This window comes from Pannonibacter phragmitetus (assembly GCF_050510895.1).
Lineage (GTDB): Bacteria > Pseudomonadota > Alphaproteobacteria > Rhizobiales > Stappiaceae > Pannonibacter > Pannonibacter phragmitetus_B.
Map to the genome: position 1 here is coordinate 2,560,521 of NZ_JBNINT010000001.1, position 21,341 is coordinate 2,581,861.

17 protein-coding genes and 5 pseudogenes are annotated in these 21,341 nt (G+C 62.5%); 10 read left to right on the forward strand and 12 right to left on the reverse strand.

What is annotated here, in order from left to right:
• The first annotated feature begins 74 nt into the window (after nt 1–74).
• The 4 genes and pseudogenes from cobS to ACQB61_RS12105 all read left to right on the forward strand — a co-directional run bounded on the left by cobS (nt 75) and on the right by ACQB61_RS12105 (nt 3,058).
• A pseudogene (cobS, locus tag ACQB61_RS12090) lies at nt 75–913 on the forward strand (adenosylcobinamide-GDP ribazoletransferase).
• 326 nt (nt 914–1,239) lie between these two features.
• Nucleotides 1,240–2,099 (forward strand): annotated as a pseudogene (locus tag ACQB61_RS12095) (alpha/beta hydrolase).
• A 32-nt stretch (nt 2,100–2,131) separates the two neighbouring features.
• Nucleotides 2,132–2,341: a DUF1289 domain-containing protein gene (locus ACQB61_RS12100; RefSeq protein WP_430512807.1), complete on the forward strand. Its 210-nt coding sequence runs from the start codon at nt 2,132–2,134 to the stop codon at nt 2,339–2,341.
• A 12-nt stretch (nt 2,342–2,353) separates the two neighbouring features.
• Nucleotides 2,354–3,058: a retropepsin-like aspartic protease family protein gene (locus tag ACQB61_RS12105; protein WP_430512808.1), complete on the forward strand. Its 705-nt coding sequence runs from the start codon at nt 2,354–2,356 to the stop codon at nt 3,056–3,058.
• Between the two features lie 24 nt (nt 3,059–3,082).
• Here ACQB61_RS12105 and ACQB61_RS12110 read toward each other — a convergent pair whose 3' ends face one another.
• Nucleotides 3,083–3,904, reverse strand: a complete 822-nt coding sequence (locus ACQB61_RS12110) for a sulfite exporter TauE/SafE family protein (RefSeq protein ID WP_430514361.1) — start codon at nt 3,902–3,904, stop codon at nt 3,083–3,085.
• An 81-nt stretch (nt 3,905–3,985) separates the two neighbouring features.
• Nucleotides 3,986–4,980 (reverse strand): annotated as a pseudogene (gene dusA / locus ACQB61_RS12115) (tRNA dihydrouridine(20/20a) synthase DusA).
• Nucleotides 4,981–5,332: 352 nt separating this feature from the next.
• On the opposite strand from dusA, the gene ACQB61_RS12120 reads away from it, so the two are divergent.
• The gene (locus ACQB61_RS12120; RefSeq protein WP_430512809.1) at nt 5,333–5,878 is read left to right on the forward strand and encodes a peroxiredoxin; all 546 of its coding nucleotides are present in this window, start codon (nt 5,333–5,335) and stop codon (nt 5,876–5,878) included.
• 100 nt (nt 5,879–5,978) lie between these two features.
• Here ACQB61_RS12120 and ACQB61_RS12125 read toward each other — a convergent pair whose 3' ends face one another.
• On the reverse strand, nt 5,979–6,773 hold the full coding sequence (locus tag ACQB61_RS12125; RefSeq protein ID WP_430512810.1) for an alpha/beta fold hydrolase: 795 nt from the start codon (nt 6,771–6,773) through the stop codon (nt 5,979–5,981).
• A gap of 140 nt (nt 6,774–6,913) precedes the next feature.
• Between ACQB61_RS12125 and ACQB61_RS12130 the strand changes: the two genes are divergently transcribed.
• Nucleotides 6,914–7,381 (forward strand): MarR family winged helix-turn-helix transcriptional regulator, encoded by a 468-nt coding sequence (locus ACQB61_RS12130; RefSeq protein WP_430512811.1) that lies wholly within the window; start codon nt 6,914–6,916, stop codon nt 7,379–7,381.
• A gap of 23 nt (nt 7,382–7,404) precedes the next feature.
• Here ACQB61_RS12130 and ACQB61_RS12135 read toward each other — a convergent pair whose 3' ends face one another.
• Nucleotides 7,405–8,184, reverse strand: a complete 780-nt coding sequence (locus ACQB61_RS12135; RefSeq protein WP_430512812.1) for an SDR family oxidoreductase — start codon at nt 8,182–8,184, stop codon at nt 7,405–7,407.
• A complete protein-coding gene (locus tag ACQB61_RS12140; RefSeq protein ID WP_430512813.1) occupies nt 8,181–8,504 on the reverse strand; it encodes a nuclear transport factor 2 family protein in 324 nt (107 codons plus the stop codon). Before ACQB61_RS12140 ends, ACQB61_RS12135 begins: the two co-directional genes overlap by 4 nt.
• Nucleotides 8,505–8,599: 95 nt before the next feature.
• Here ACQB61_RS12140 and ACQB61_RS12145 point away from each other — a divergent pair, with 95 nt between their 5' ends.
• Nucleotides 8,600–9,502: a LysR substrate-binding domain-containing protein gene (locus tag ACQB61_RS12145; protein ID WP_430512814.1), complete on the forward strand. Its 903-nt coding sequence runs from the start codon at nt 8,600–8,602 to the stop codon at nt 9,500–9,502.
• A gap of 156 nt (nt 9,503–9,658) precedes the next feature.
• Here ACQB61_RS12145 and cydX read toward each other — a convergent pair whose 3' ends face one another.
• From cydX to cydD, 5 genes and pseudogenes are all read right to left on the reverse strand, one after another.
• Nucleotides 9,659–9,772 (reverse strand): cytochrome bd-I oxidase subunit CydX, encoded by a 114-nt coding sequence (gene cydX, locus ACQB61_RS12150; protein ID WP_430512815.1) that lies wholly within the window; start codon nt 9,770–9,772, stop codon nt 9,659–9,661.
• A gap of 12 nt (nt 9,773–9,784) precedes the next feature.
• Nucleotides 9,785–10,938 (reverse strand): annotated as a pseudogene (gene cydB, locus ACQB61_RS12155) (cytochrome d ubiquinol oxidase subunit II).
• A gap of 4 nt (nt 10,939–10,942) precedes the next feature.
• A pseudogene (locus ACQB61_RS12160) lies at nt 10,943–12,527 on the reverse strand (cytochrome ubiquinol oxidase subunit I).
• Between the two features lie 256 nt (nt 12,528–12,783).
• On the reverse strand, nt 12,784–14,448 hold the full coding sequence (gene cydC / locus ACQB61_RS12165) for a thiol reductant ABC exporter subunit CydC (protein ID WP_430512816.1): 1,665 nt from the start codon (nt 14,446–14,448) through the stop codon (nt 12,784–12,786).
• Nucleotides 14,445–16,253, reverse strand: coding sequence for a thiol reductant ABC exporter subunit CydD (gene cydD / locus ACQB61_RS12170; protein ID WP_430512817.1), 1,809 nt, complete (start codon nt 16,251–16,253; stop codon nt 14,445–14,447). The genes cydC and cydD overlap by 4 nt, the downstream gene beginning before the upstream one ends.
• Before the next feature lie 403 nt (nt 16,254–16,656).
• Between cydD and ACQB61_RS12175 the strand changes: the two genes are divergently transcribed.
• Nucleotides 16,657–17,142: a glyoxalase superfamily protein gene (locus tag ACQB61_RS12175; protein ID WP_430512818.1), complete on the forward strand. Its 486-nt coding sequence runs from the start codon at nt 16,657–16,659 to the stop codon at nt 17,140–17,142.
• An 81-nt stretch (nt 17,143–17,223) separates the two neighbouring features.
• Here ACQB61_RS12175 and ACQB61_RS12180 read toward each other — a convergent pair whose 3' ends face one another.
• Entirely contained in the window at nt 17,224–18,723 is a 1,500-nt protein-coding gene (locus ACQB61_RS12180) for a CoA-acylating methylmalonate-semialdehyde dehydrogenase (RefSeq protein WP_430512819.1), read from the reverse strand.
• A 133-nt stretch (nt 18,724–18,856) separates the two neighbouring features.
• On the opposite strand from ACQB61_RS12180, the gene ACQB61_RS12185 reads away from it, so the two are divergent.
• Nucleotides 18,857–19,738, forward strand: coding sequence for a LysR family transcriptional regulator (locus ACQB61_RS12185; protein WP_430512820.1), 882 nt, complete (start codon nt 18,857–18,859; stop codon nt 19,736–19,738).
• 12 nt (nt 19,739–19,750) lie between these two features.
• On the opposite strand, the gene ACQB61_RS12190 is transcribed toward ACQB61_RS12185, so the two are convergent.
• Nucleotides 19,751–20,272, reverse strand: coding sequence for a DNA topology modulation protein FlaR (locus ACQB61_RS12190; protein ID WP_430512821.1), 522 nt, complete (start codon nt 20,270–20,272; stop codon nt 19,751–19,753).
• Nucleotides 20,273–20,395: 123 nt separating this feature from the next.
• Between ACQB61_RS12190 and ACQB61_RS12195 the strand changes: the two genes are divergently transcribed.
• Complete coding sequence (locus ACQB61_RS12195) at nt 20,396–21,322, forward strand: pirin family protein (protein WP_430512822.1); 927 nt, start codon at nt 20,396–20,398, stop codon at nt 21,320–21,322.
• Nucleotides 21,323–21,341: the final 19 nt, after the last annotated feature.

Below are 21,341 nucleotides of genomic sequence, written 5' to 3' on the forward strand. Positions count from 1 at the left end.
TTGGCGCCAAAGGTTTGCCGTTCTATAAGGCTCCTCCGGCAAAAGACAACCGCCATGGCAGATAGCGAGGGCGCATGACACCGCAAGGCCAGCCGCAGGAGCCTGAAAGCACGCCAGAGGACAACGGATGGCTGCGGCAACTCGCCGCCGATACGGCAGCCTGCATCCGCTTCTTTTCACGCCTGCCGCTGCCTGCCGTCAATAACCTAGATAACCCGGCGGCTGTTCCTGACTTTCGCAAGACCGCGAGGGCCATGCCGCTGGCCGGGGCGATGATCGGGCTCATTCCGGCGCTGGTTCTAGGGTTGCTTTCTCTCACGTCCCTGCCCGCCCTTGCCATTGCCACGCTGACCGTGATGACGGCTGCCGCCGTGACCGGTGCGCTGCATGAGGATGGACTGGCGGATGTGGCGGACGGTTTTTTGGCGGGGCCACACCAGAACGGCGCCTTGAAATCATGAAGGACAGCCGCATCGGCGCCTTTGGTGCCATGGCGCTGATCCTGTTCCTGACCCTGCGCGTCACACTGACCGCAGCCCTGCTGGAGCGGGCAGGCGTGCCTGCCGCCATGCTGGTTCTGGTAGCGGCGGAGATGCTGAGCCGGACCCTGATGCTCTGGCAATGGAGTGCCCTGCCCTCCGCCCGGCCGGACGGGCTGGGTGCGCGCTTCGGCGTGCCGGGAGGCGAAGCTGCCCTTCAAGCCGGGCTGTTTGCGCTACCCGTTTTTCTTTGCCTGTTCATTGTGCAACCTGCATTCGGTCTTATCCTCGGACTTGGTCTTGCGATTTATAGTGCCATGTTCACAGCAAGACTGGCGCTCAAGGCGATTGGCGGCGTCACTGGAGACGTGTTAGGAGCTATTCAGCAGGTCACATTGACCGTTTTTCTTGGCGGGCTTCTGGCCTGGACTTGAAGGGATACAGCCTTCTGATGACAAATCCGGTGCTCATGTCACGCCGTAGCTTCAGCATGTCTCTTGCGGGACTTTTGCTGTGTTCCTGTGCAAGCCGCCCTGTCTCTGGAGCGCTGGTGCCCACGGACAAGCCTGCTCCAGGCGCGAAGGACCACAAGATACTGATCGCCACCACGCGCAGCCGCACGGACACGCCCAACACCCTGTTTGACGGAGAGCGCAGCAGCGGACGTGATTTTGCGCAAGCGGTCATTTCCGTGCCAGCCACGCATGTCTCCGGCGCCATCGAATGGCCTACCGTTCTTCCCGGAGACCCAACACGGGAAATGGTGCCCCGTTCAGCCGGCTATCTCAAGGATGCAGCGGCCTTCCGGAAGGAACTGAGGGCTGAACTGGCTGCCCGCCCGCCGAAACAGCGCTCGGTGATGCTGTTCATCCACGGCTACAACACGCTGTTTGCCGAAGGGCTCTACCGCTTCACGCAGGTGGTGCATGATGCGGACTTCCCAGGCGTGCCAGTGCTTTTCACCTGGGCTTCGCGCGGGGATGTCACCGAGTATGTCTATGACCTGAACAGCGCCACGGTGGCCCGCGACGAGTTGCAGGCAACGCTTGAAGACCTTGCCGCCAGCGGAGCAACACAAATCAACGTCCTCGCCCATTCGATGGGAACGTGGCTTCTGATGGAGACCTTGCGTCAGATGACACCGGCGCAGCGGGGCCGCATCAATCAGGTGGTCCTGGCCGCACCCGACATTGACCTTGATGTCTTCAAGGACCAGATGCAGCGCATCGGAAAGCTGAAAAGCCCCTGATCCTGCTGTTGTCACGTGATGACAGGGCGCTTGGCTTCTCGCAGTTGATCGCGGGCGGAAAGGCACGCGTCGGCGGCTATGACGATGAGGCGGCGCTGGCCAAGCTTGGCGCGGTTGTCGTTGATCTCACGGATCTCAAGGGGCCGGACGCGATCAATCACTCCAAGTTTGCCGCCCTCGCCGCCATCGCGCCACAATTGTCGGCCGTTCTGGGCCAGAACAAGCTGGACGTTCCCAATGGGGATGGCGGCGCACTGGCCAGCACGGGCCGGACACTTGGCAGCTTCGTCACTGGCACGGTCAACATCGCCGTGACATTGCCTGTGACTTTGGTGACAACGCCGGTTGAGATCGTCACGGGAGGCCGTTAGGCCAAGGCCGTAGCAGGAAACAGGATTGACGGATGGCGGGCATTGAAAGCCCTTGCGTGAAGATCTGCATTATGGACCCGTTGAGCGGGCTGTGCAGAGGCTGTGCCCGGACGCTGGAAGAAATCGCCGGCTGGGCGGGATTTCCGCCCGAACATCGCCGCAGGGTGATGGCGGAGCTTGAGGCAAGGCGGGCGCGGATGAGCGCTATGGGCGTCAGTTCATCGCCTGTCCCTGCCATTTGATCAGGAGCACCCATGCGGCAGATCTATGGACTTTCGCTGGCGGTCATCGTGCTTCTCATGATTGCGGCCGGGCTGACCTATCTCTTCGAGTTTCCGGCTCTTGAGGAGACCTTTTCCGATACCTCCGAAACCCCACGCATCGTTGCCCTTTCAGCACTTGGCTTCGTGGTGATGGCAAGTCTTGTCTTCGGGGCGCCGCGCGCGGGTGAGGTGCTGCGGGCGGTCGTGATATGGGGCCTGCTCGGCCTTGTGCTCGTGGGCGGCTACACCTACCGGACAGAGCTGGTCGCCGGCGGCTACCGCATTCTGGGGGCGCTGGCGCCGGGCATGACAGTGCCGCAGACCGATGGCACCGTTGCGGTGATGCGCGATGCCTCCGGTCATTTTCAGCTGGAAGCGCTGGTCAATGACAACAAGGTCCGGTTCCTTGTCGATACCGGCGCCTCGGCCGTGGTGTTGACGGCACGCGATGCAGAGGCCTCGGGCATTGATCCGGCGAGCCTGTCCTATTCCGTGCCCGTGTCCACCGCCAATGGCCGCACCATGGTGGCGCCAGTCAATCTGGCGCAGGTCAGCATCGGCAGCATTTCCCTGTCCAACGTGCGCGGCTTCGTCGCCCGCCCCGGAAGCCTTGAAACCAGCCTACTGGGCATGAGCGCCCTCTCCCGCCTCTCTGGCTGGCAGGTGGAGGGCGAACGGCTGATGCTGAAACCGTGAGGACAGTGCCGCGAGCCCAAGTCCTCACATCAGGCTGATGCCGAAGCGGATGGCGACCAGCATCAGGAAGGTGCCAAAGGCCAGCTCCAGCGCACGCTTGGGCATGCGGTGCGCCAGTTTGACGCCAAAGGGCGCGGCGAAGGTGGTGAGCGGCATGATGACGGCAACACCCAGCAAGTTCACATATCCCAGCGAAAACTGCGGCAGCGCCGGTTCGCCCCACCCCGCCCAGATCATACCGATGACGCCGGGAATGGAGATGAGCACACCCGTGCCCGCCGATGTTGCCACGGCCTGATGGATCGGGCGGCCATAAAGCGTCATGAAGGTGTTGTTCATCACGCCGCCGCCGATGCCCATCAGCGTTGAAAAGAAACCGATGAGAGCGCCGCAGAGCGGGCGGATGGGAAAGCCCGGAATGTCGTTTCCAAGGCGCCAGCTGTCCCGGTTGAAGAACATGCGCAGGCTGACGACAACGGCAATCACCGCAAAGATGCCCTTCAGCCCCTGCCCCGACACATGCGCAGCCACCAGAGAAGCTGCGACAACGCCGAGCGGCAGCGGGATGAGCCAGCTTTTCAGCAACTCCAGATCCACCGCGCCGCGTGCCTTGTGGGCGAAGAACGAGCGCAAGGACGTCGGTACGATGATGCCGAGCGAAGTCGCCACCGCCACATGCATACGCACGGATTCATCCACGCCAAGAATGGCAAGAAACTGATAGAGCACCGGTACCAGCACCGCCCCTCCGCCAATGCCGAAGAGCCCGGCCATGAGCCCGGCCACCACGCCGGAAGCAATGAGCGCGGCAACGAGACCCAGCGTCTCGCCGGTGAGAAGGGACATATCCATGGGGGCCTCTTGAAAGGACGCAGGCAGGCAGAAAAGACGATCAGGCGCAGTCAGCGCGCCCGTTCAGAGGTCTGATCAGGCGGCGCTGTCCGCAATCCGATCTGCCGCCCTTTCCTGCGCCTCGTCAAGGGCAGCAAGGGCAGAAGTGAGTACTTCGATGCCGGCACCCGCCTTGACACCCTCCACCGTGAGGATGCGGCGGAACAGCCGAGCCCCGGAACAGCCGTAAAGGCCCCCAGCATGTGGCGCGTGATGTGCGACAGGCGGATGCCCCGCGACAGGCAATCCTCGATATAGGGAATATAGGCCTCGATGGCCTGACGCGGGCTGACATCGCCCGTCTCCAGCCCATAGATCCGCCGGTCCACAGCGCCCATCAGCGCCGGATCGTGATAGGCAGCGCGGCCCAGCATCACCCCGTCAAGACCGGGCAAGCCGTCAGTCTCCGCCAGAAGCGCCTCGCAGGCATCAAGCGAGGGAATGCCGCCGTTGATGCCGATGAAAAGCTGCGGCAGCCGCGCCTTGAGGCGCCGCACCCGGCCATAATCCAGCGGCGGGATATCGCGGTTTTCCTTGGGGCTGAGGCCCTTGAGCCAGGCCTTGCGCGCATGCACCCAGAGCGCATCCACACCCGCTGCCAGCACCCGGTCAGCCAAGGCATCCAGCGCCTCTTCCGGGTCCTGATCATCAACGCCGATGCGGCACTTCACCGTGACGGGGATCTTCACCACCGCCTTCATCGCCGCCACGCAATCGGCCACCAGCTGCGGCTCCTGCATCAGGCACGCGCCAAAAGAGCCGGACTGCACCCGGTCGGACGGGCAGCCGACATTGAGGTTCACCTCGTCATAGCCGAAGTCCTCGACAATCCGCGCCGCCACCGCCAGATCCTGCGGCTCCGACCCGCCCAGCTGACAGGCCACCGGATGCTCCCCGCCCGAAAAGCCAAGCAGCTTCTCCCGGTCCCCATGAATCACCGCCCCGGTCGTCACCATCTCCGTATAGAGCAGCGCCCGCGCCGAAAACTGCCGGTGAAACATCCGGCAATGCCGGTCCGTCCAGTCCATCATGGGGGCGACGGAGAAAACCGGAGCGCTCTGCGTGTAGATTGCGCTGGAGGCATCGGAGGCATTTGCCCCGGCCGCATTGGGTGTCTTGATTGTCATGGCGCCGCATATACGCCCATTCCCGCCAAAATTCCAGAACGGGCGCCGCCATGTCAGCCTTGCCGCATCATTTGGCAGGCTGCCCCCTGCGCCGCACTGCCGCATGGGGTTGCGGCGTTGCAGCATTTGGGGTAGCGGTTTTTCCGGATAGCTTCTTCCGGCTGTCCAGGCACCCAAATTCAGGGGCGGCAAGCCCCTTTTCCCGGCGCACCTCCCGGCGCTGCTGGAAATACTCATGACTTCAAGGAGTTGATCCATGCTCGGCAGAAACGTTCCCGATGTGACCTTCCGCACCCGCGTACGTGACGAAAGCATTGGCGGGCCGAACCCGTTCCGTTGGGAAGACAAGACCACGGCTGACTATTTTGGCGGCAAGCGCGTGGTGCTGTTCTCCCTGCCCGGCGCCTTCACGCCGACCTGCTCCACCTATCAGCTGCCGGATTTCGAAAAGCTGTCCGGCGAGTTCCAGGCGCTCGGCATTGATGCCATCTACTGCATCTCGGTCAATGATGCCTTCGTGATGAACGCCTGGGCCAAGGCTCAGGACATCAAGAACGTTCAGGTCATTCCGGATGGCTCGGGCGAGTTCACCCGCAAGATGGGCATGCTGGTTGCCAAGGACAACGTCGGCTTCGGCATGCGCTCCTGGCGCTATGCGGCCGTTGTGGACAATGGCCGCGTCGAGAAGTGGTTCGAGGAAGAAGGCTTCTCCGACAACTGCGCTACCGACCCCTATGGCGTTTCCTCGCCGCAGAACATCCTCGAAGCCCTGAAGGCGGACGCGGCCACCAAGGCTGCCTGATCCGGCTTTCCGGCTGACGGACAAGACAAACCCCGGCGCGATCCCTCGCGCCGGGGTTTGTTGTTTGGAAATTGCGGCATGTCACCCGCTCGCACGGCCATCACTTGCTGACGGCTGAGACGGTCCTCGCGGCCTCATCGATAGTGCCGGAAACGACTGCCGGCTGCGTCATGAACAGAGCGTGGCTCGCCTTCACCCGGGTGATCTTTGCATTGATCCGCTCGGCCATGTGGACCAGCATTGCTTGGTCAAATGCCTTGTCTTCAGTGGCGATCACCGCCCAGCTGGGCTTCAAGCGCCAGGCTGCATTCTGGAGCTTTGTGCCGAATGCCGACATGTTGATTGGAACCTGCGAGTCCCGCATGAAGGCTGCCTCGGCATCAGTCGTATCATGCGCAAAGCCGGCCTTGAACTTCTCCGGGCTGACATAGCCAAATCCATCCGGCGTGATGTCGAGCACAAACTCCGATGCAGGAGCAAAGCCCTCATATTGCTGGGCTGTCGTCTCGCCCGCATCCGGGGACAGCGCGGAGACATAGACCAAGCCTGCAACCTTGGGGTCAATGCCTGCTTCCGTGATGACGGTCCCGCCCCAGGAATGCCCGACGAGAATGACCGGACCATCCTGCCGCTCAAGCGCACGCCGTGTGGCCGCAACATCGTCCTCAAGTGAGGTCAGCGGGTTCTGGACAATGGTCACGCGGTACCCACGCTGAGTGAGGTTGTCGTAAACCCCTTTCCAGCCCGAGCCGTCCGCGAAAGCGCCATGGACAAGTACGACATTCTTGACGGACTGATCGTGAGGAATGCTGTCAGCAGCACTCACCATCTGCGCGCCAGACAATACGGCGGCCGCAGCAATCGCGGCCATGGTGGTCCTGGTCTGGTTCGTCATGACACTCTCCTTTGTTTTTGCGATAACTGTTATCGCGATATATTCGCTATCAAGTGACATCAGGCGCGTCAAGCGAATTGTTATCGCGATATTGTTTTTTGCCGTACCCTGGGCTAATTACCGGCTGACAGGAGCATAGAATGACCGAACGCCCCAATGATCCGCCGCCCTTGCAGGACCAGTTGTGCTACGCAATCTACAGTGCCGGCATCGCCATCCAACGCGCCTACAAGCCCCTGCTCGACGAGCTGGGTCTGACGTATCCGCAGTATCTGGTGCTCAACGTGCTGTGGAGCGAAGATGGCCAGACGGTGGGTGCCATCGCCCGCGCTCTCGCTCTGGAATCCAGCACGCTTACACCGGTCCTGAAGCGCCTTGAGACATCCGGATTGCTGCGCAGAACCCGGAACCTGAGCAACGAACGTCAGGTGGTGATCGCCTTGACGGAAGAGGGCCTCGCCTTGAAGCACAAGGCAGGCTGTCTCAGCGACACTCTGCTTGCCGCCTCGGCCCAGACGCCGCAAGAACTGGCAGATCTGAACCGCGGCATCCGCCATCTGCGCGATGCTGTCTACGCCCGGCTTGGCGGATGGGACACACCCGCCTGATCAATGGGCACAAGCCATGGCGGCTACACCGTCGGCACGGTTCCCCCGTCGATGATGTGCTCGCTGCCCGTGATCGAAGCGGCACGGCCGGAAGCCAGGAAAGCGATCAGATTGGCGACCTCCTCCGGCTTTGACGGCCTGCCAAGCGGTATGCCACCCAGCGCATCCATGATGATCTTCTTGCCGCCCTCAAGGTCCGTGCCCGCTTCCCTTGCAAGGCGCTGTGCCAGATGAACCGAAGCTTCGTTCTCGATCCAGCCGGGGGATACCCGGACAACACGGACTCCCTTGGGCGAGACCTCCTTCGAGAGGGCCTTGCTGTAGGCTGACAGCGCCGCCTTGGCAGCAGCATAGCCGGTCGTCGCCTCCGGTAGCGGCGTCACGCTCTGGATGGACGTGACATGCACGACCACGCCACTGCCCCGTGCGGCCATGTCCGGAACCAGCAGCCGGTCCAGCCGGACTGCAGGCAAAAGATTGAGCGACAGCTCTTCCTGCCAATGAACATCCGTCAGCGCCGCAAAGCCGCCTCCAGGTGCTGACGATCCCCCCAGCATGTGGACAATGATATCCGCGCCACCGAGCCGTTGATGCGCGGCCTCTGCTACGACTTGGCAGCCCTCAGGGGTGGTCAGATCGGCCTGGATGAAAAGCTCCTCCGGCAAGCTTGCCGGACGCGCCCGCGCGGTCGTCAGGACCTGCGCGCCAAGTTCACGGAACAGGCTCACTACCGCAGCGCCAGTCCCCTTGGTTCCGGCGGTAACGAGCACCCGCTTGCCCTTCAGATCAAGAAAGCTGCTCATGCCTTGATCTCCAGACTGGCGATTTCACCTTCCCTGACGGTGAATGCATAGGAGAGCGTGAGCGGGCTGCCGGGAAAGTCACCACTTACTCTGGCACGGACGAAAGCCGTGCCATCGCCTGATGTGGCTTCAAGGGGCTCGGCAACAAACTGGGATGCCGCCTTGGCTGCGCTCCACCAGCTGCGAATGGCGGCTCTGCCTTGATGCTGGGCGCCTTCGTCCTGAACGACTGCGTCTGCCGCAAACGCACGCGACAGGGCCTCTGCGTCGTTGTGGCGGTCTGCGTCAAAAAACGCTTTCACAATGCCGGGCATTTCCATCGTGTTTCTCCTTTTCCGATGACACGACTTTATCCTTCGATCATTGTATCGATAAGCAGGACAAATATGCATAGCGTGATGAATGGATCGGGATAATGGAACAGGCAAACCTGAGGGAACTTGAGGCCGTTATCGCCATTGCACGGCGGGGAACTTTCCGGGCGGCTGCGATCGAACTCAATATGTCGACGACGGCGCTCAGTCATACGGTCGGCAAACTGGAGGCAGGGTTGGGTGTGCGGCTGTTCAACCGCACCACGCGCAGCGTGTCACTGACAGAGGCCGGCAGGCTCTTCGTGCAGCAGATCTCGCCTGCGCTACAGGATCTGCATGCGGCGCTGGACTGCGTGCGCGCGCAACGCGACACCCCTTCCGGCACAATACGGATCAACGCTGCCCCCTTTGCGGCCCGTGCGATCCTCTCACCGCTCGTGCTTGAGTTTCTACGCCGCTATCCTGAGATGCATGCCGATATCGTTACAGAAGGAAAGATGGTCGATATCGTAAGGGATGGCTTCGACCTGGGCGTCAGGGTCGCGGGCCTCGTACCGAGCGACATGATCGCTGTGTCACTCGGCAGGCCGCAGCGCCATGCGGTGGTTGGCAGTCCTGCCTACTTCGAGCAATATGGCAAGCCCATCGTTCCGCCAGATCTGCTCAATCATCGATGCATCCGCGTCCGCCTGCCCGATGGGGCGCTGTTCCGCTGGCGGTTCGAGAAAGATGGCGAGCAATTGCATATTGATGTCCCAGGACCAATTACGCTCGATGAGGCCAGCCTCGTGCGGGCGGCAGCGCTTGCGGGCACTGGTGTGGGGTATACGATGGAACAGGAAGCTCTTGCGGACATCGAGGCGGGGCGCCTTGTCCGGGTCCTTGAGGATTGGACACCGCCTTATCCAGGGCTGTGCCTCTACTATCCCGGCCGCCGCAATCTTTCAGCTGGCGTGCGGGCGTTTCTGGATCTTGCAAAGGAGTTTGCGCGCCGCGCTGGCTGAAAGGCCGGTTTTTTCGGGGCTGCGCGGAATGAGAGGCCGCGGCATTGCAAAGTTGCAGGGATGGGGCAGCGCGGATGTGCTGCCCCACTTCTCTTATACCAAGGCGCTGAGATGCCGACGCATCACGCCTTGAATTTGCTCAAGCGCCGCACAGGCTTAACCAGCCTTCTTCTGCTTTTCGGCGTCCTCGCGCATTTCAAGCCACATGGCGTTGAGGATAGCGAGGCAGCAGGCCAGAGGCATGCCGAGGATCCAGGCGAAGTACCACATGGACGGTCTCCTTCAGTAAGCCGAATGATCGTTGGCGACGCTCTCTTCGCTCACCTTGCCCCACAGCACCCGGTAGACATAAGCGGTGTACATGAGGATCAGCGGCAGGAAGATGATGGTCGCAACAAGCATGTTGAACAGGGTGGCGTGGCTGGAGGACGAGTCCCACACCGTCAGACCGGCCTGCGGCTGCAACGAGCTGGGCAGGATGAAGGGGAACATGGACACGCCCACCGTCGCGATAATGCCGAAGACGGAGAGTTTCGAGGAAATGAAGGTCAGCGCCTCGAAGCGGGTGTTGAGGCCGATGAGCGCGCCCAGCGCCCCGGCAAAGCCGAGCACGGGGGCAATCATCATCCAGGGATAGAGGCTGTAATTGTCCATCCAGGCGCTGGGTGCCCGCTCCACCATCTTGGCCAGCGGATTGGCCTGCATCTGCGGGTCAATTGTGCTGGTGATGCGGTAGCCTTCGACAAAGCCGGAGGAAATGGCAAGGCCGCCAAGGGCAAAGAGCACGATGACGGCAAGTGCGGCCACGGTGCCGTAGAAACGCGCCCGCCGTGCCACCACACCATCAGCCCGAAGGCCAAGCCAGGCCCCGCCGTGCATGACCAGCATGGAGAAGGACAGAAGGCCGCACAGCAGGGCGAAGGGCGAGAACAGGCCGAAGAAGGAGCCGGAATAGGTCATCCGCAGGTCATTGTCGAAGCTGAAAGGCACTCCCTGCAGAGCATTGCCGACGGCCACACCAAAGACCAGTGCAGGCACTGCACTACCGGTGAAGAGAGCCCAGTCCCAGCGGCTGCGCCAGACCGGATCCGGGCTCTTGGAGCGGTACTTGAAGGCGACGGGCCGCAGGATCATGGCTGCAAGCGTCACGAACATGGCGAAATAGAAGCCGGAGAAGCTGACCGCATAGAGCGGCGGCCAGGCGGCGAAGATGGCCCCTCCCCCAGCACGAACCACACCTGATTGCCTTCCCAGGTGGGGGCAATGGAGTTGATGGCCACGCGCCGTTCGATGTCGGTGCGCCCGACGAAGGGCATCAGGGTACCGGCGCCCATGTCGAAGCCGTCTGTGACGGCAAAGCCGATCAGCAGGATGCCGAGCAGGCCCCACCAGATGAGCTTGAGGACGGAATAGTCGATGAGTTCAAAGAGGACCATGATCTTACTCCGCTGCAATCTGGATGGGACGGGGTGCGCTCATGCCCGTTTCGGGCTGCGAGGGCTCTTCCGGCCCCTTGCGGATAGTCTTCAGGAGCAACTTCACTTCAATGACCAGCAGCGTGCTGTAGAGCGCCACGAAACCGGCCAGCGTCATGAGCACTTCCGTGACCGACAGGCTGGACACACCGGCAGCCGTTGTCAGCATGCCCTCGATGATCCACGGCTGGCGGCCATATTCGGCGACGAACCAGCCCATCTCGCAGGCAAGCCAAGGCAGCGGAATGGACCATACGGCCACATGCAGCAGCCAACGGTGGTTCTGGCGGACAGTCTCCAGCTTGCCGGCCGAGGTCATGTAGAAGAACACTGCCGTCAGCAGGATGAAGAAGAAGCCGCAGGCGACCATGATGCGGAAGGCATAGAACATCGGCCAGACATTGGGCACCGTGTTCCAGGCAGCCGCGTCAATCTGCGCCTCTGTGGCCTGTGTGAGCGTGTCCGTGTGGGGCTCAAGCAGATAGCCATAGCCCAAATCCTGAACATGCTGCTGGAACAGGGCGCGCTTCTCCGGCGTATCGTCTCCCGCGCGGATCTCGCGCAGGGTCTCCAGGGCAATGGCGCCGGAACAGAATCCGCTCCTTCGATTGCTCCACTAGCTCCTTGATGCCGGCCATCTTCTGGTCCAGCGAGCGGGTGGCGATAAGGCCCATCACATAAGGCACGTGGATGGCAAAGCTGTTCTCGCGCTTTTCCATGTCCGGAATGGCGATGATGTTGAAGGACGCGGGCGCGGGTTCGGTTTCCCACATGGCTTCCATCACGGCCAGCTTCATCTTCTGGTTCGTGTTGGCTTCGTAGCCGCTTTCGTCACCCAGCACGACGACCGACAGGGCAGAAGCAAAGCCGAAGGCAGCAGCAACGGCGATCGAACGGCGGGCGAGCTCCAGGTGGCGGCCTTTCAGCATGTACCAGGCCGAGACGCCCAGCACGAAGAGAGACGCCGTGACATAGCCGGCAGAGACCGTGTGCACGAACTTGGCCTGCGCCACCGGGTTGAACATCACCTCATAGAAGCTCGCGACTTCCATGCGCATGGTGTCGATGTTGAACACCGCACCCACCGGATGCTGCATCCAGCCATTGGCAATAAGAATCCACAGGGCGGAGAAGTTTGTACCCATCGCCATGGTCCAGGTGGCGGCCAGATGGCCACGCGGGGTCATGCGGTCCCACCCGAAGAAGAACAGGCCGACGAAGGTTGCCTCCAGGAAGAAGGCCATCAACCCCTCGATGGCAAGCGGCGCGCCGAAGACATCGCCCACGTACTGGCTGTAGTAGCTCCAGTTCATGCCGAACTGGAATTCCATCGTGAGGCCGGTGGACACGCCCAGCACGAAATTGATGCCGAACAGCGTGCCCCAGAATTTGACCATGCGCTTCCATATCTCGCGGCCTGTCATCACATAGACGGTTTCCATGACCGCAAGAATGACAGAGAGCCCGAGAGTGAGAGGCACGAAGAGGAAGTGATAAAGCGCAGTCATGGCAAACTGCAGGCGCGAGAGTTCTACGACCCCGATATCCATGGCTTGTCTCCCGTCCCGGACTGGCGCAAGAGCCCCATCTCACGTTTTACCGGCGACATAGTTTCGGATTAGACAAACTATAATAGACCGCTGGTGGACGTTTTGTTACCGGCAGTCGCCGCGGCGGTTTCGCGCATGCGAAGCAAGGTCAGACCCGTAGAGCATGTCAGACTGATTATGCCTTGATTTCAAAGGCCTGAGCGGTACTCGATACGTATAATCACCGATCAAGATTTCGCGCTCAGCCTGATCGAAATCAAGACTGGTGGAGGCGTAGAATACGGGTGGCGCGGTCCATTTCCCGCTTCTGATGCGAGATCATCAGAATGGCAGAATCACCACGCAGGCTTTCAACGGTGTCCAGCACAAGGGCAGCGTTTTGTGGATCGAGCCCCTCCGTCACCTCATCCAGAAGCCAGAGGCGGGGACGCAGCAGCAGCGACCGCGCCAGCGTGAAGCGCCGGGCTTCGCCACCGGAGAGGCCCGTGCTGCCCTGCCCCAGCTGGCTCATGAGGCCTCCCGGACGGGAAGCGATCACATCTTGAAGCCCCACACGTTCCAGCGCCTGCCACATGTCATCCGGCGTGGCATCAGGTGCTGCAAGGCGCAGGTTTTCGGCCACTGTCCCGGCAAAGAGGACAGGCTTTTGCGTAACCACGGCAACGGTGCGGCGCAGGGCTGCCTCGTCCAGCGCACCGATTGGCTGGCCTTGCAGCCAGATCTGGCCGCTATCAGGCGGCATCAGGCGGCTGGCAAGGGCCAGAACCGTGGACTTGCCACAGCCGCTGGGACCGGCAAGGCAGAGCCATTCGCCCGGCGCAACCGTAAGGCTGAAGTCCTCCAGCACAGGACGGATGGCGCCGGGATAGGTGAAGCTGACCGACGAAAGCGCAAGGACGGCACCAGCGGGCGCCGTTCCTGCATGAGAACCAGCGGCAGGTTCTGCAGGTCGGATCTCCGCACCAGCAGCAAGCGGCACCAAGCGGTCAGCCGCACGGCGGGTGCGGGTGAAGGCGGCAAGGCCGGGCAGCAATCCGGCCAGTGTTTCGGCCAGCGCCAGCGACGCAAGGATGACACCTGCAGCAATTGCGGCTCCGGCCAACCCGCCTTCCACCTCTCGCGCCATGACGGCGAGCGCAATGGCGGCAATCGCTTGCCCGGACGCCATGACGGCAAGCTCGGCACGGGAGGTGACATGCTCGATACGGCGGGCCGCCTGTGCACGGCGCCGGTCTGCAGCAAGAACAGCCTCCACCGGCAGGTCCAGCCCGCCGTAGACGGCAAGGTCACGGCGTCCTGCAACCAGATCAACGGTGCGCAGGCGGATGGCCTCTTCGGCAGCTTCGGCACGGCGCGCTTCACCCGCCATGACCGGTGCCATGACGCGGTGGGCGGCGCCAAGCAGGACCAGCGGGCCAAGCACGACGAGCAGCAAGGCAGCAGGCACAAGGCTTGCCGCCATAAGCGCTGCCACCGCCAGCACAGCGGCAAGCGTCGCGGCAGGCACGGCAAGGCGCAGATAGACCCGGTCGAGCTGATCGATATCCAGCGTCAGGCGCGAGAGCTTCAGGCCACTGCGGCTCTGCTGGGCACTGGCTGCGCGGCGGTGGGCAAAGCCCGTGAAGACACGGGCGCGCAGGTCCGCCAGAAAGCGGAAGGTGGCGTCATGGGTCAGCATCCGCTCGCCGTAACGTCCGGCGGTTCGGGCGATGGCGAAAGCGCGGATGAGCGCGCTGGGAACGAAATAATTGACCATCGTGCCTGCAACGCCCGCAAGCGCGCAGGCGGTGATGAACCAGCCGGAGACGCCAAGCAGCAGGAACCCGGCCAGCGCGGGAACCAGGGCTGCGGCAATACCCAGAAGGAAGCTGGCCCGGCCTGCGGCAAATTGCAGACGGAGGAGTTGGAGAACGGATCTCATTCGGCCACCTCTTGCAGGCAACGCGGTTCCAGATCGAACACCCGGCCCGGCAGCGCGAGAAGAGCCGGATCGTGGCTGGCGATCAGGGAGCTGCGGTTCTTGCACAGAACCTTGAGGCCCTCGATGACAATGGCAGCTGTGTCCTCATCAAGGCCTGCCGTCGGTTCGTCTGCCAGCACCAGCAGCGGATCGGGCCGCAGCATGGCGCGGGCCAACGCGATGCGGCGCGCCTCGCCAACTGACAGGCCAAAGCCGTCTTCGCCGAGGCTAGTGGCAAGACCGCGAGGCATCTGCTCGACAAGGGACTTCGCACCGGCCAGTTCCAGCGCGGCCCACAGATCTGCATCGGTCGCGTCTGGCGCGGCGCGGCGCAGATTGGCCCGCACGGAGCCAAAGAACAGGCGCGGGTCCTGCGATAGCCAGGCAATGCGGCTGCGCCAGAGGCCCTGATCCAGAGCAGAAAGCGGCGTGCTACTGATCCGGATTTCGCCCGAAAGCGGCGGATTGAGGCCAATCAACGCATCCATCAGGGTAGACTTGCCCGCCCCGCTCGGCCCGCGCAGATGCAGCAACTCGCCGGGGCGCAGATCAAGATCAAGTCCGGCAAGCACGGGCCGGTCTTCATGGCCAAGCGTGACAGAGCGGAACGTGACGGCCACCGGCCCGGCGGGCAGTGTCATCACCGCTTGGTCCGCTGCAGCCGCAGCGGCGCTTTCAGCCATGGGCAGGAGAGCCAGATGCCCGGCTGCGGCTTGTGCACCAGCCTTGTCGTGATAGGCAGCCGCAAAGGCGCGCAGGGGCGAGAAAAACTCCGGGGCCAGCAGCAGCACGAACAGGCCAGACCACAGATCAACCGGAGCGCCCCAGGTGCCGAAACCGATCTGGCCGAGGAGGGAAAAGCCGACATAGACCGCGACAAAGGCAACGCCCAGCGCGCTGAACAGCTCCAGCACCGTGGAGGACAGGAAGGCGATGCGCAGCACCTTCATCGTGGCCACGCGGAAGGATTGTCCGGCATCGGCCACCTGCTGGCCTGTTCGATCTGCCGCGCCCAGCAGCTTGAGGGTCTCGAGCCCAGCCAGCCGGTCCATCAGGAAACCGCCAAGCCGGGTCAGTTCGCCCTGCTGTTCATCCGAAGCGGATTGTGCCCGCATGCCGATAAGCGCCATGAAAAGCGGAATCATGGGGCCTGCCACCAGCAGAATCACGGCCGCGAACCAGTTGACCCAAAGGCTGACAAGCAGAATGGCCAGCGGAGCCAGAACCAGCCGGGTGCGGATGGGCAGGAAGCGGCGGACATATGGCCCCACGGCCTCCACCTGATCGGTAACGGCGGCCGCCACGGCACCGCTGACGGGCAGCTGTACGGCAGGACCGGCCTTTGCAAGGCCGGTTAGCAAACGGCGGCGCAGGCCTGACTTCACCCGCTCGGATGCGTCGAAGGCCATGCGGCTTGCGGTAAGGGACAGGGCGTAGCGCAAAACAGCCAGCAGGATAACGATGCCTGCCATAACCTGCGCCGTTTCAAGGGAAGACAGCGGCGTGGGCCAGCCGGGCAGTTTCAGAGCGACTGGAAAGGCAATCTGCAGCACCGCCGTGGCGATGGCGGCAGCCTGGACAATCCAAAGGCAATCCGCAAACCCGGCCAGCATGCCAGCACGGGATATGGTCCGGCGCTCCGGCTCTGTTATGGCGCGCAGCAGCGCCGTTCCTGCCGGAACGGGTTTTACCGCAGCCTTGCCTGCATCCACGCCATGCGCCTCACAGCCGTCCGCTGCAGGGTGGGCGCTTGTCTGCTCACTCATGCGTTTCCTGACCGGCTGCACGAAGCAGCCTTGTCCGTCCCCCAACAGGGCCAGCCGCCATGCGGGTCACGGCAGCCAGCTTCACCTTGGTCTGGTTATAGACTGGCTGAGCGGTGAGGCAACTTGGGAAAAAACGCGTTTTGTCGCATTTGGACGAGGCAGTGAACAAGTTCCCTATGCCGGAAGGAAGGATAGCCGCCCAATCCTGCCCGCTCCATCTCGTCCTGCCCCTTGACACGGACCGGCCACACACCACATCTGGGGCCGGTTCGAGGCACCGGCCGCTCGCAGTTTATTTGTGGTGAAGCCCTCGGGAAGAAATCAGCCAGACCAGCGCATGCGCTCATGGCAACGCGAGCACCCGTGGCTTTCTAGCATGCACATGCTGATGAAGGCAGATCCAATGACAAACAGAACACCTCCCGTGACAGCCGGGGATTATAAAGCGCAGGCCAAGAGGCTGCGCAACGCTATGGCTGCGCAAGGAACACCGGTTTCTCATTCCCGTGCGCTTGAGCTCATCGCAGAGACCCATGGGGTCCGCGACTGGAACACGCTTGCCGCCCGGGCAGCAGCTCCGGCGTCAATCATGCAACCGGCAGAGATAGCCACTCCGCACTTTCTTCAGGTCAGCGCGAGGGTGCGCGGCCGCTATCTGGGCCAGATGTTCGAGGGCACGGTTCTATCTGTCACCTCCATGTCTGGTGGCAAGCGCTTCAAAATCGGTATCCAGTTCGACGAACCCGTCGACGTGGTCACTTTCGACAGCTTCTCCGCCTTCCGCCGCCGCATTGCGGCAATCGTGGATGTGAACGGCGTTTCGCCCCAGCGCAACTCCAATGGAGAACCGCATCTGGTGATCGAGCCAGAGAATGCGTTGCCAGTGTAGACGCCGCTTTGGCGATCACATCAGTCAGAAGCAAAAAGGGCGGCCCCGGTGGCCGCCCTTTCCATTTCAATCCAAACCGGATCAGCGCATCGTCGGGATGACGAATTCGGCGCCATCCTTGATGCCCGACGGCCAGCGGGAGGTGACCGTCTTGGTGCGGGTGTAGAACTTGAAGGCGTCCGGGCCGTGCTGGTTCAGGTCACCGAAGCCGGACTTCTTCCAGCCGCCGAAGGTGTGGTAGGCGAGCGGAACAGGGATCGGCACGTTGATGCCGACCATGCCGATGTTGATGCGCGAGGCAAAGTCACGGGCGGCATCACCATCACGGGTGAAGATGGCAGCGCCGTTGCCATATTCATGGCTCATCGGCAGGTCGATGGCTTCCTCATAGGTCTTGGCGCGAACAACGGAGAGAACCGGACCGAAGATTTCGGTCTTGTAGATCTCCATGTCCTTGGTGACGTTGTCGAACAGGCAGCCGCCGATGAAATAGCCGTTCTCATAGCCCTGGAGCTTGAAGTTGCGGCCATCGACGACGAGCTTGGCGCCTTCCGAAACGCCCTTGTCCACGAGCCCCTTGACGCGGGTGTAGGCATCCTTCGTGACCAGCGGGCCGAAGTCGATGTCATTGCCACCGGTGTAAGGCCCGATCTTGAGGCTTTCAACGCGGGGAGCAAGCTTGGCAATGAGGCGGTCTGCCGTGTCTTCGCCCACCGGAACGGCCACAGAAATCGCCATGCAGCGTTCGCCTGCCGCGCCATAGCCGGCGCCGACCAGAGCATCCACCGCCTGATCCATGTCCGCATCCGGCATGATGATCATGTGGTTCTTGGCGCCGCCGAAGCACTGCACGCGCTTGCCGGCCGCACAGCCGCGTGAGTAGACGTAATGGGCGATGGCGGTGGAGCCGACGAAGCCGACTGCCTGGATGATATCGTCATCCAGAATCGCGTCCACGCTGTCCTTGTCGCCGTTGACCACGTTGAGGATACCGGCAGGCAGACCGGCCTCGATCATCAGTTCGGCCAGCATCAGCGGCACGGAGGGATCACGCTCGGAGGGCTTCAGGATGAAAGCGTTGCCCGCAGCGATGGCCGGGCAGAACTTCCACATCGGGATCATGGCCGGGAAGTTGAACGGGGTGATGCCTGCGACAACGCCCAGCGCCTGACGCATGGAATACATGTCGATGCCGGGACCGGCGCCTTCGGTGAACTCACCCTTCATCAGATGCGGAGCGCCAATGCAGAACTCGGCCACTTCGAGGCCGCGGATCACGTCGCCCTTTGCGTCCGGAATGGTCTTGCCATGCTCGCGGGACAGAGCCTCGGCCAGCTTGTCCATGTCGCGGTGCAGAAGATCGACGAACTTCATCATCACACGCGCGCGCTTCTGCGGGTTCTGCGCGGCCCAGGCAGGCTGGGCGGCAGCGGCATTTTCGACGGCAGCGCGCAGCTCGGCCTTCGTCGCCAGCGCTACTTGCGCCTGAACTTCACCGGTGGCCGGGTTGAAGACATCGGCAAAGCGGCCAGAGGTGCCCTCCACGTGCTTGCCGCCGATGAAATGTCCGATCTTGCGCATCTGCTTTCCTCCGGGCTGGTGATGCCTCGCATGGCATCCATTTTGATGCCCTTGTCTTGCCTGTGTTATTTTGCAAAAACAACAGCGCATTTCCCGCAACCGCTGTGCATATTTGCACATCAAGGAGCGCAGCATGAACTGGGATGACCTGAAGATCTTTCTGGCTGTCGCCCGCTCGGGCCAGATGCTGGGCGCAGCGCGGCGGCTGGGAGTGAACCATGCCACGGTCGCCCGAAGGCTGACCGCGCTGGAGGACAGCCTGAACACACGGCTGGTGGAGCGCGGCACGACGGGATGCAGCCTGACGGAAGCGGGCGAACGGCTGCTGCCCGCAGCCGAGCGGATGGAGGCGGAACTGCTGGCGGCCAGCTCCAGCCTGTCCGGCACGCATCCGGGCATCAGCGGCACGGTGCGCATCGGCGCGCCGGATGGCTTTGGCGTCACCTATCTCGCGCCGCGCCTTGCCCGGCTGACACGGGCGCATCCGGGCCTGACCATCCAGCTTGTGCCGATGCCGCGCTCCTTCTCGCTCTCCCGGCGCGAGGCGGATATTGCGGTGACCATCGAACGGCCGGAGCACGGGCGGCTGGTGGCGGCGAAACTGGTGGATTATGCCCTCGGCCTTTATGCCTCTACGGAGTATCTCGCCCAGCGCGGCACACCACAGACGCTCACGGACCTTTCAGGGCATGATCTCGTTGGTTCGGTGGAAGATCTCATCTATTCTCCTGCCCTCAATTATGCTGCGGATTTCACCCGCAACTGGACATCCCGCTTCGAAATCGCCTCGGCGCTTGGTCAGACGGAGGCCGTGCGGGCGGGGGCTGGCATCGGAATTCTCCACGCCTTCATTGCCCGCAGTGATGCAAACCTCAGGCCCGTTCTGCCGGAGGTGCAGGTGAAGCGCGCCTACTGGATGGTGACGCACGAAAGCTCCCGCCCGCTGCGCCACATCGCCGCCGTTCAGGACTTCCTGCGCGCCTGCGTGGCAGAGGACAGGGCGATCTTCGGGTAAGGCACGGGGAACTTATGACCGCTCCACCGTTTCGAGGAAGGCCCTGACCTCCGCAAGATTTTTCAGGCGGTGCACGGTCAGATGCGGCGGCGGGGATTGCCAGACCTCCAGCAGCTTTGCTCTGGCGGAGTGCCGGGTTGTCCAGATGAAATGCAGGAACTTGAATGTTTCCTTGCTGAACTGCTCCGGGCAGCCTTCCGTCAGGTCCGGACGGCTCTGCCCGCGGTAGCGCCAGCTGCGGCGCAGCACCCGGACCATGCGCAGCCAGACCGGCACATCCAGCCAGATGAAGGTATCCGCCCGGGCGATCCGCTCCGGATAGGTGCGCGAATGACCGCCCTCGAAGATCCAGCGCTCCTGCTGATGGACTTCGCTGCTCAAGCGGTCCTTGTCTTCCTTGCTGCGCTCGACCCAGCCAGGCAGCCAGTGGATCTGGTCCATATGGAAGACGGGTAAGCCCGTACGCTCGCCCAGCATGCGGGCAAGGATGCTCTTGCCCGAACCGGGGCCGCCAACAATCATCACGCGCTGCATCTTCTTTCTCTGTCGAAGTGTGGGGGGAACGAAAGGGGAAACAGACTGTTCAATGGACAGGCCGAACGAAGAAGGCCACCTTAAAGTTCAAATATGGCAAGCATTGGCACGAGGAGAAAGACGATGACCTGGCTGAATGCACCTGATCCGGTTCCCGGCGATGCAGCAAGCTGTGACCAGATCGAGACCGTGATCATGCCGCGCACGTCGGATCTTGGCGGTTTCGAGGTGCGGCGCGCCCTGCCCTCGGCCCGGCGCCGCATGGTCGGGCCTTTCATCTTCTTTGACCAGATCGGCCCTGCGGAACTGATTGTTGGTGGCGGGGTGGATGTCCGTCCGCATCCTCATATCGGCCTTGCCACAGTCACCTATCTGCTGGAAGGCGAGCTTTATCACCGCGACAGCCTCGGGTCGGATCAACTGATCAAGCCGGGCGAACTGAACTGGATGTCCTCCGGACGCGGTATCGTCCATTCCGAGCGGGAGCGAGACGAGCGCAAGGCGGCACCCCGGCCCCTGTTCGGCACCCAGAGCTGGGTGGCTTTGCCCAAACACCTGGAGGAAAGCGAGCCGTTCTTCGCCCACCATTCCGATGCAGCCCTGCCTGCCCTGAACGATCAGGGGGCAACCGTTCGCATTGTTGCGGGCGGGCTTTACGGGGCACAATCGCCGGTGACAACGGCAACGGATCTTTTCTTCGCCGATGTGCATCTGGAAGCAGGCGCGCGCATTCCGCTGGATGCAGGCTATGAAGAGCGCGGCATCTACATGCTTCAGGGCGAAATCGAAGTGTCCGGCCAGACCTTTGGCCCGGCGCAGCTGCTGGTCTTCAAACCGGGCGACCGGCTGGAGATCCGCGCCACAGCCAAAGGGCCTGCCCGCTTCATGCTTCTGGGCGGCGAGCCGATGGACGGGCGGCGGTACATCTGGTGGAACTTCGTTTCCTCCTCGAAGGAGCGGATCGAGCAGGCGAAGGAAGACTGGCGCAAGGGACGGTTTGATATCGTGCCGGGCGATGAGGAAGACTTCATCCCGCTGCCCGAGGCATGAGAGGAGAAGCCTGACGGAC

What these genes read in the sequence shown, in the direction of transcription:
- ACQB61_RS12100 (WP_430512807.1), top strand. Translation starts at nt 2,132, where the DNA reads ATGGCGGGCATTGAAAGCCCTTGCGTGAAGATCTGCATTATGGACCCG.
- ACQB61_RS12190 (WP_430512821.1), bottom strand. Translation starts at nt 20,272, where the DNA reads ATGCAGCGCGTGATGATTGTTGGCGGCCCCGGTTCGGGCAAGAGCATC.
- ACQB61_RS12185 (WP_430512820.1), top strand. Translation starts at nt 18,857, where the DNA reads ATGAACTGGGATGACCTGAAGATCTTTCTGGCTGTCGCCCGCTCGGGC.
- ACQB61_RS12175 (WP_430512818.1), top strand. Translation starts at nt 16,657, where the DNA reads ATGACAAACAGAACACCTCCCGTGACAGCCGGGGATTATAAAGCGCAG.
- ACQB61_RS12130 (WP_430512811.1), top strand. Translation starts at nt 6,914, where the DNA reads ATGACCGAACGCCCCAATGATCCGCCGCCCTTGCAGGACCAGTTGTGC.
- ACQB61_RS12125 (WP_430512810.1), bottom strand. Translation starts at nt 6,773, where the DNA reads ATGACGAACCAGACCAGGACCACCATGGCCGCGATTGCTGCGGCCGCC.
- ACQB61_RS12195 (WP_430512822.1), top strand. Translation starts at nt 20,396, where the DNA reads ATGACCTGGCTGAATGCACCTGATCCGGTTCCCGGCGATGCAGCAAGC.
- ACQB61_RS12140 (WP_430512813.1), bottom strand. Translation starts at nt 8,504, where the DNA reads ATGGAAATGCCCGGCATTGTGAAAGCGTTTTTTGACGCAGACCGCCAC.
- ACQB61_RS12110 (WP_430514361.1), bottom strand. Translation starts at nt 3,904, where the DNA reads ATGTCCCTTCTCACCGGCGAGACGCTGGGTCTCGTTGCCGCGCTCATT.
- cydX (WP_430512815.1), bottom strand. Translation starts at nt 9,772, where the DNA reads ATGTGGTACTTCGCCTGGATCCTCGGCATGCCTCTGGCCTGCTGCCTC.
- cydD (WP_430512817.1), bottom strand. Translation starts at nt 16,253, where the DNA reads ATGAGTGAGCAGACAAGCGCCCACCCTGCAGCGGACGGCTGTGAGGCG.
- ACQB61_RS12135 (WP_430512812.1), bottom strand. Translation starts at nt 8,184, where the DNA reads ATGAGCAGCTTTCTTGATCTGAAGGGCAAGCGGGTGCTCGTTACCGCC.
- ACQB61_RS12120 (WP_430512809.1), top strand. Translation starts at nt 5,333, where the DNA reads ATGCTCGGCAGAAACGTTCCCGATGTGACCTTCCGCACCCGCGTACGT.
- ACQB61_RS12105 (WP_430512808.1), top strand. Translation starts at nt 2,354, where the DNA reads ATGCGGCAGATCTATGGACTTTCGCTGGCGGTCATCGTGCTTCTCATG.
- ACQB61_RS12180 (WP_430512819.1), bottom strand. Translation starts at nt 18,723, where the DNA reads ATGCGCAAGATCGGACATTTCATCGGCGGCAAGCACGTGGAGGGCACC.
- cydC (WP_430512816.1), bottom strand. Translation starts at nt 14,448, where the DNA reads ATGAGATCCGTTCTCCAACTCCTCCGTCTGCAATTTGCCGCAGGCCGG.
- ACQB61_RS12145 (WP_430512814.1), top strand. Translation starts at nt 8,600, where the DNA reads ATGGAACAGGCAAACCTGAGGGAACTTGAGGCCGTTATCGCCATTGCA.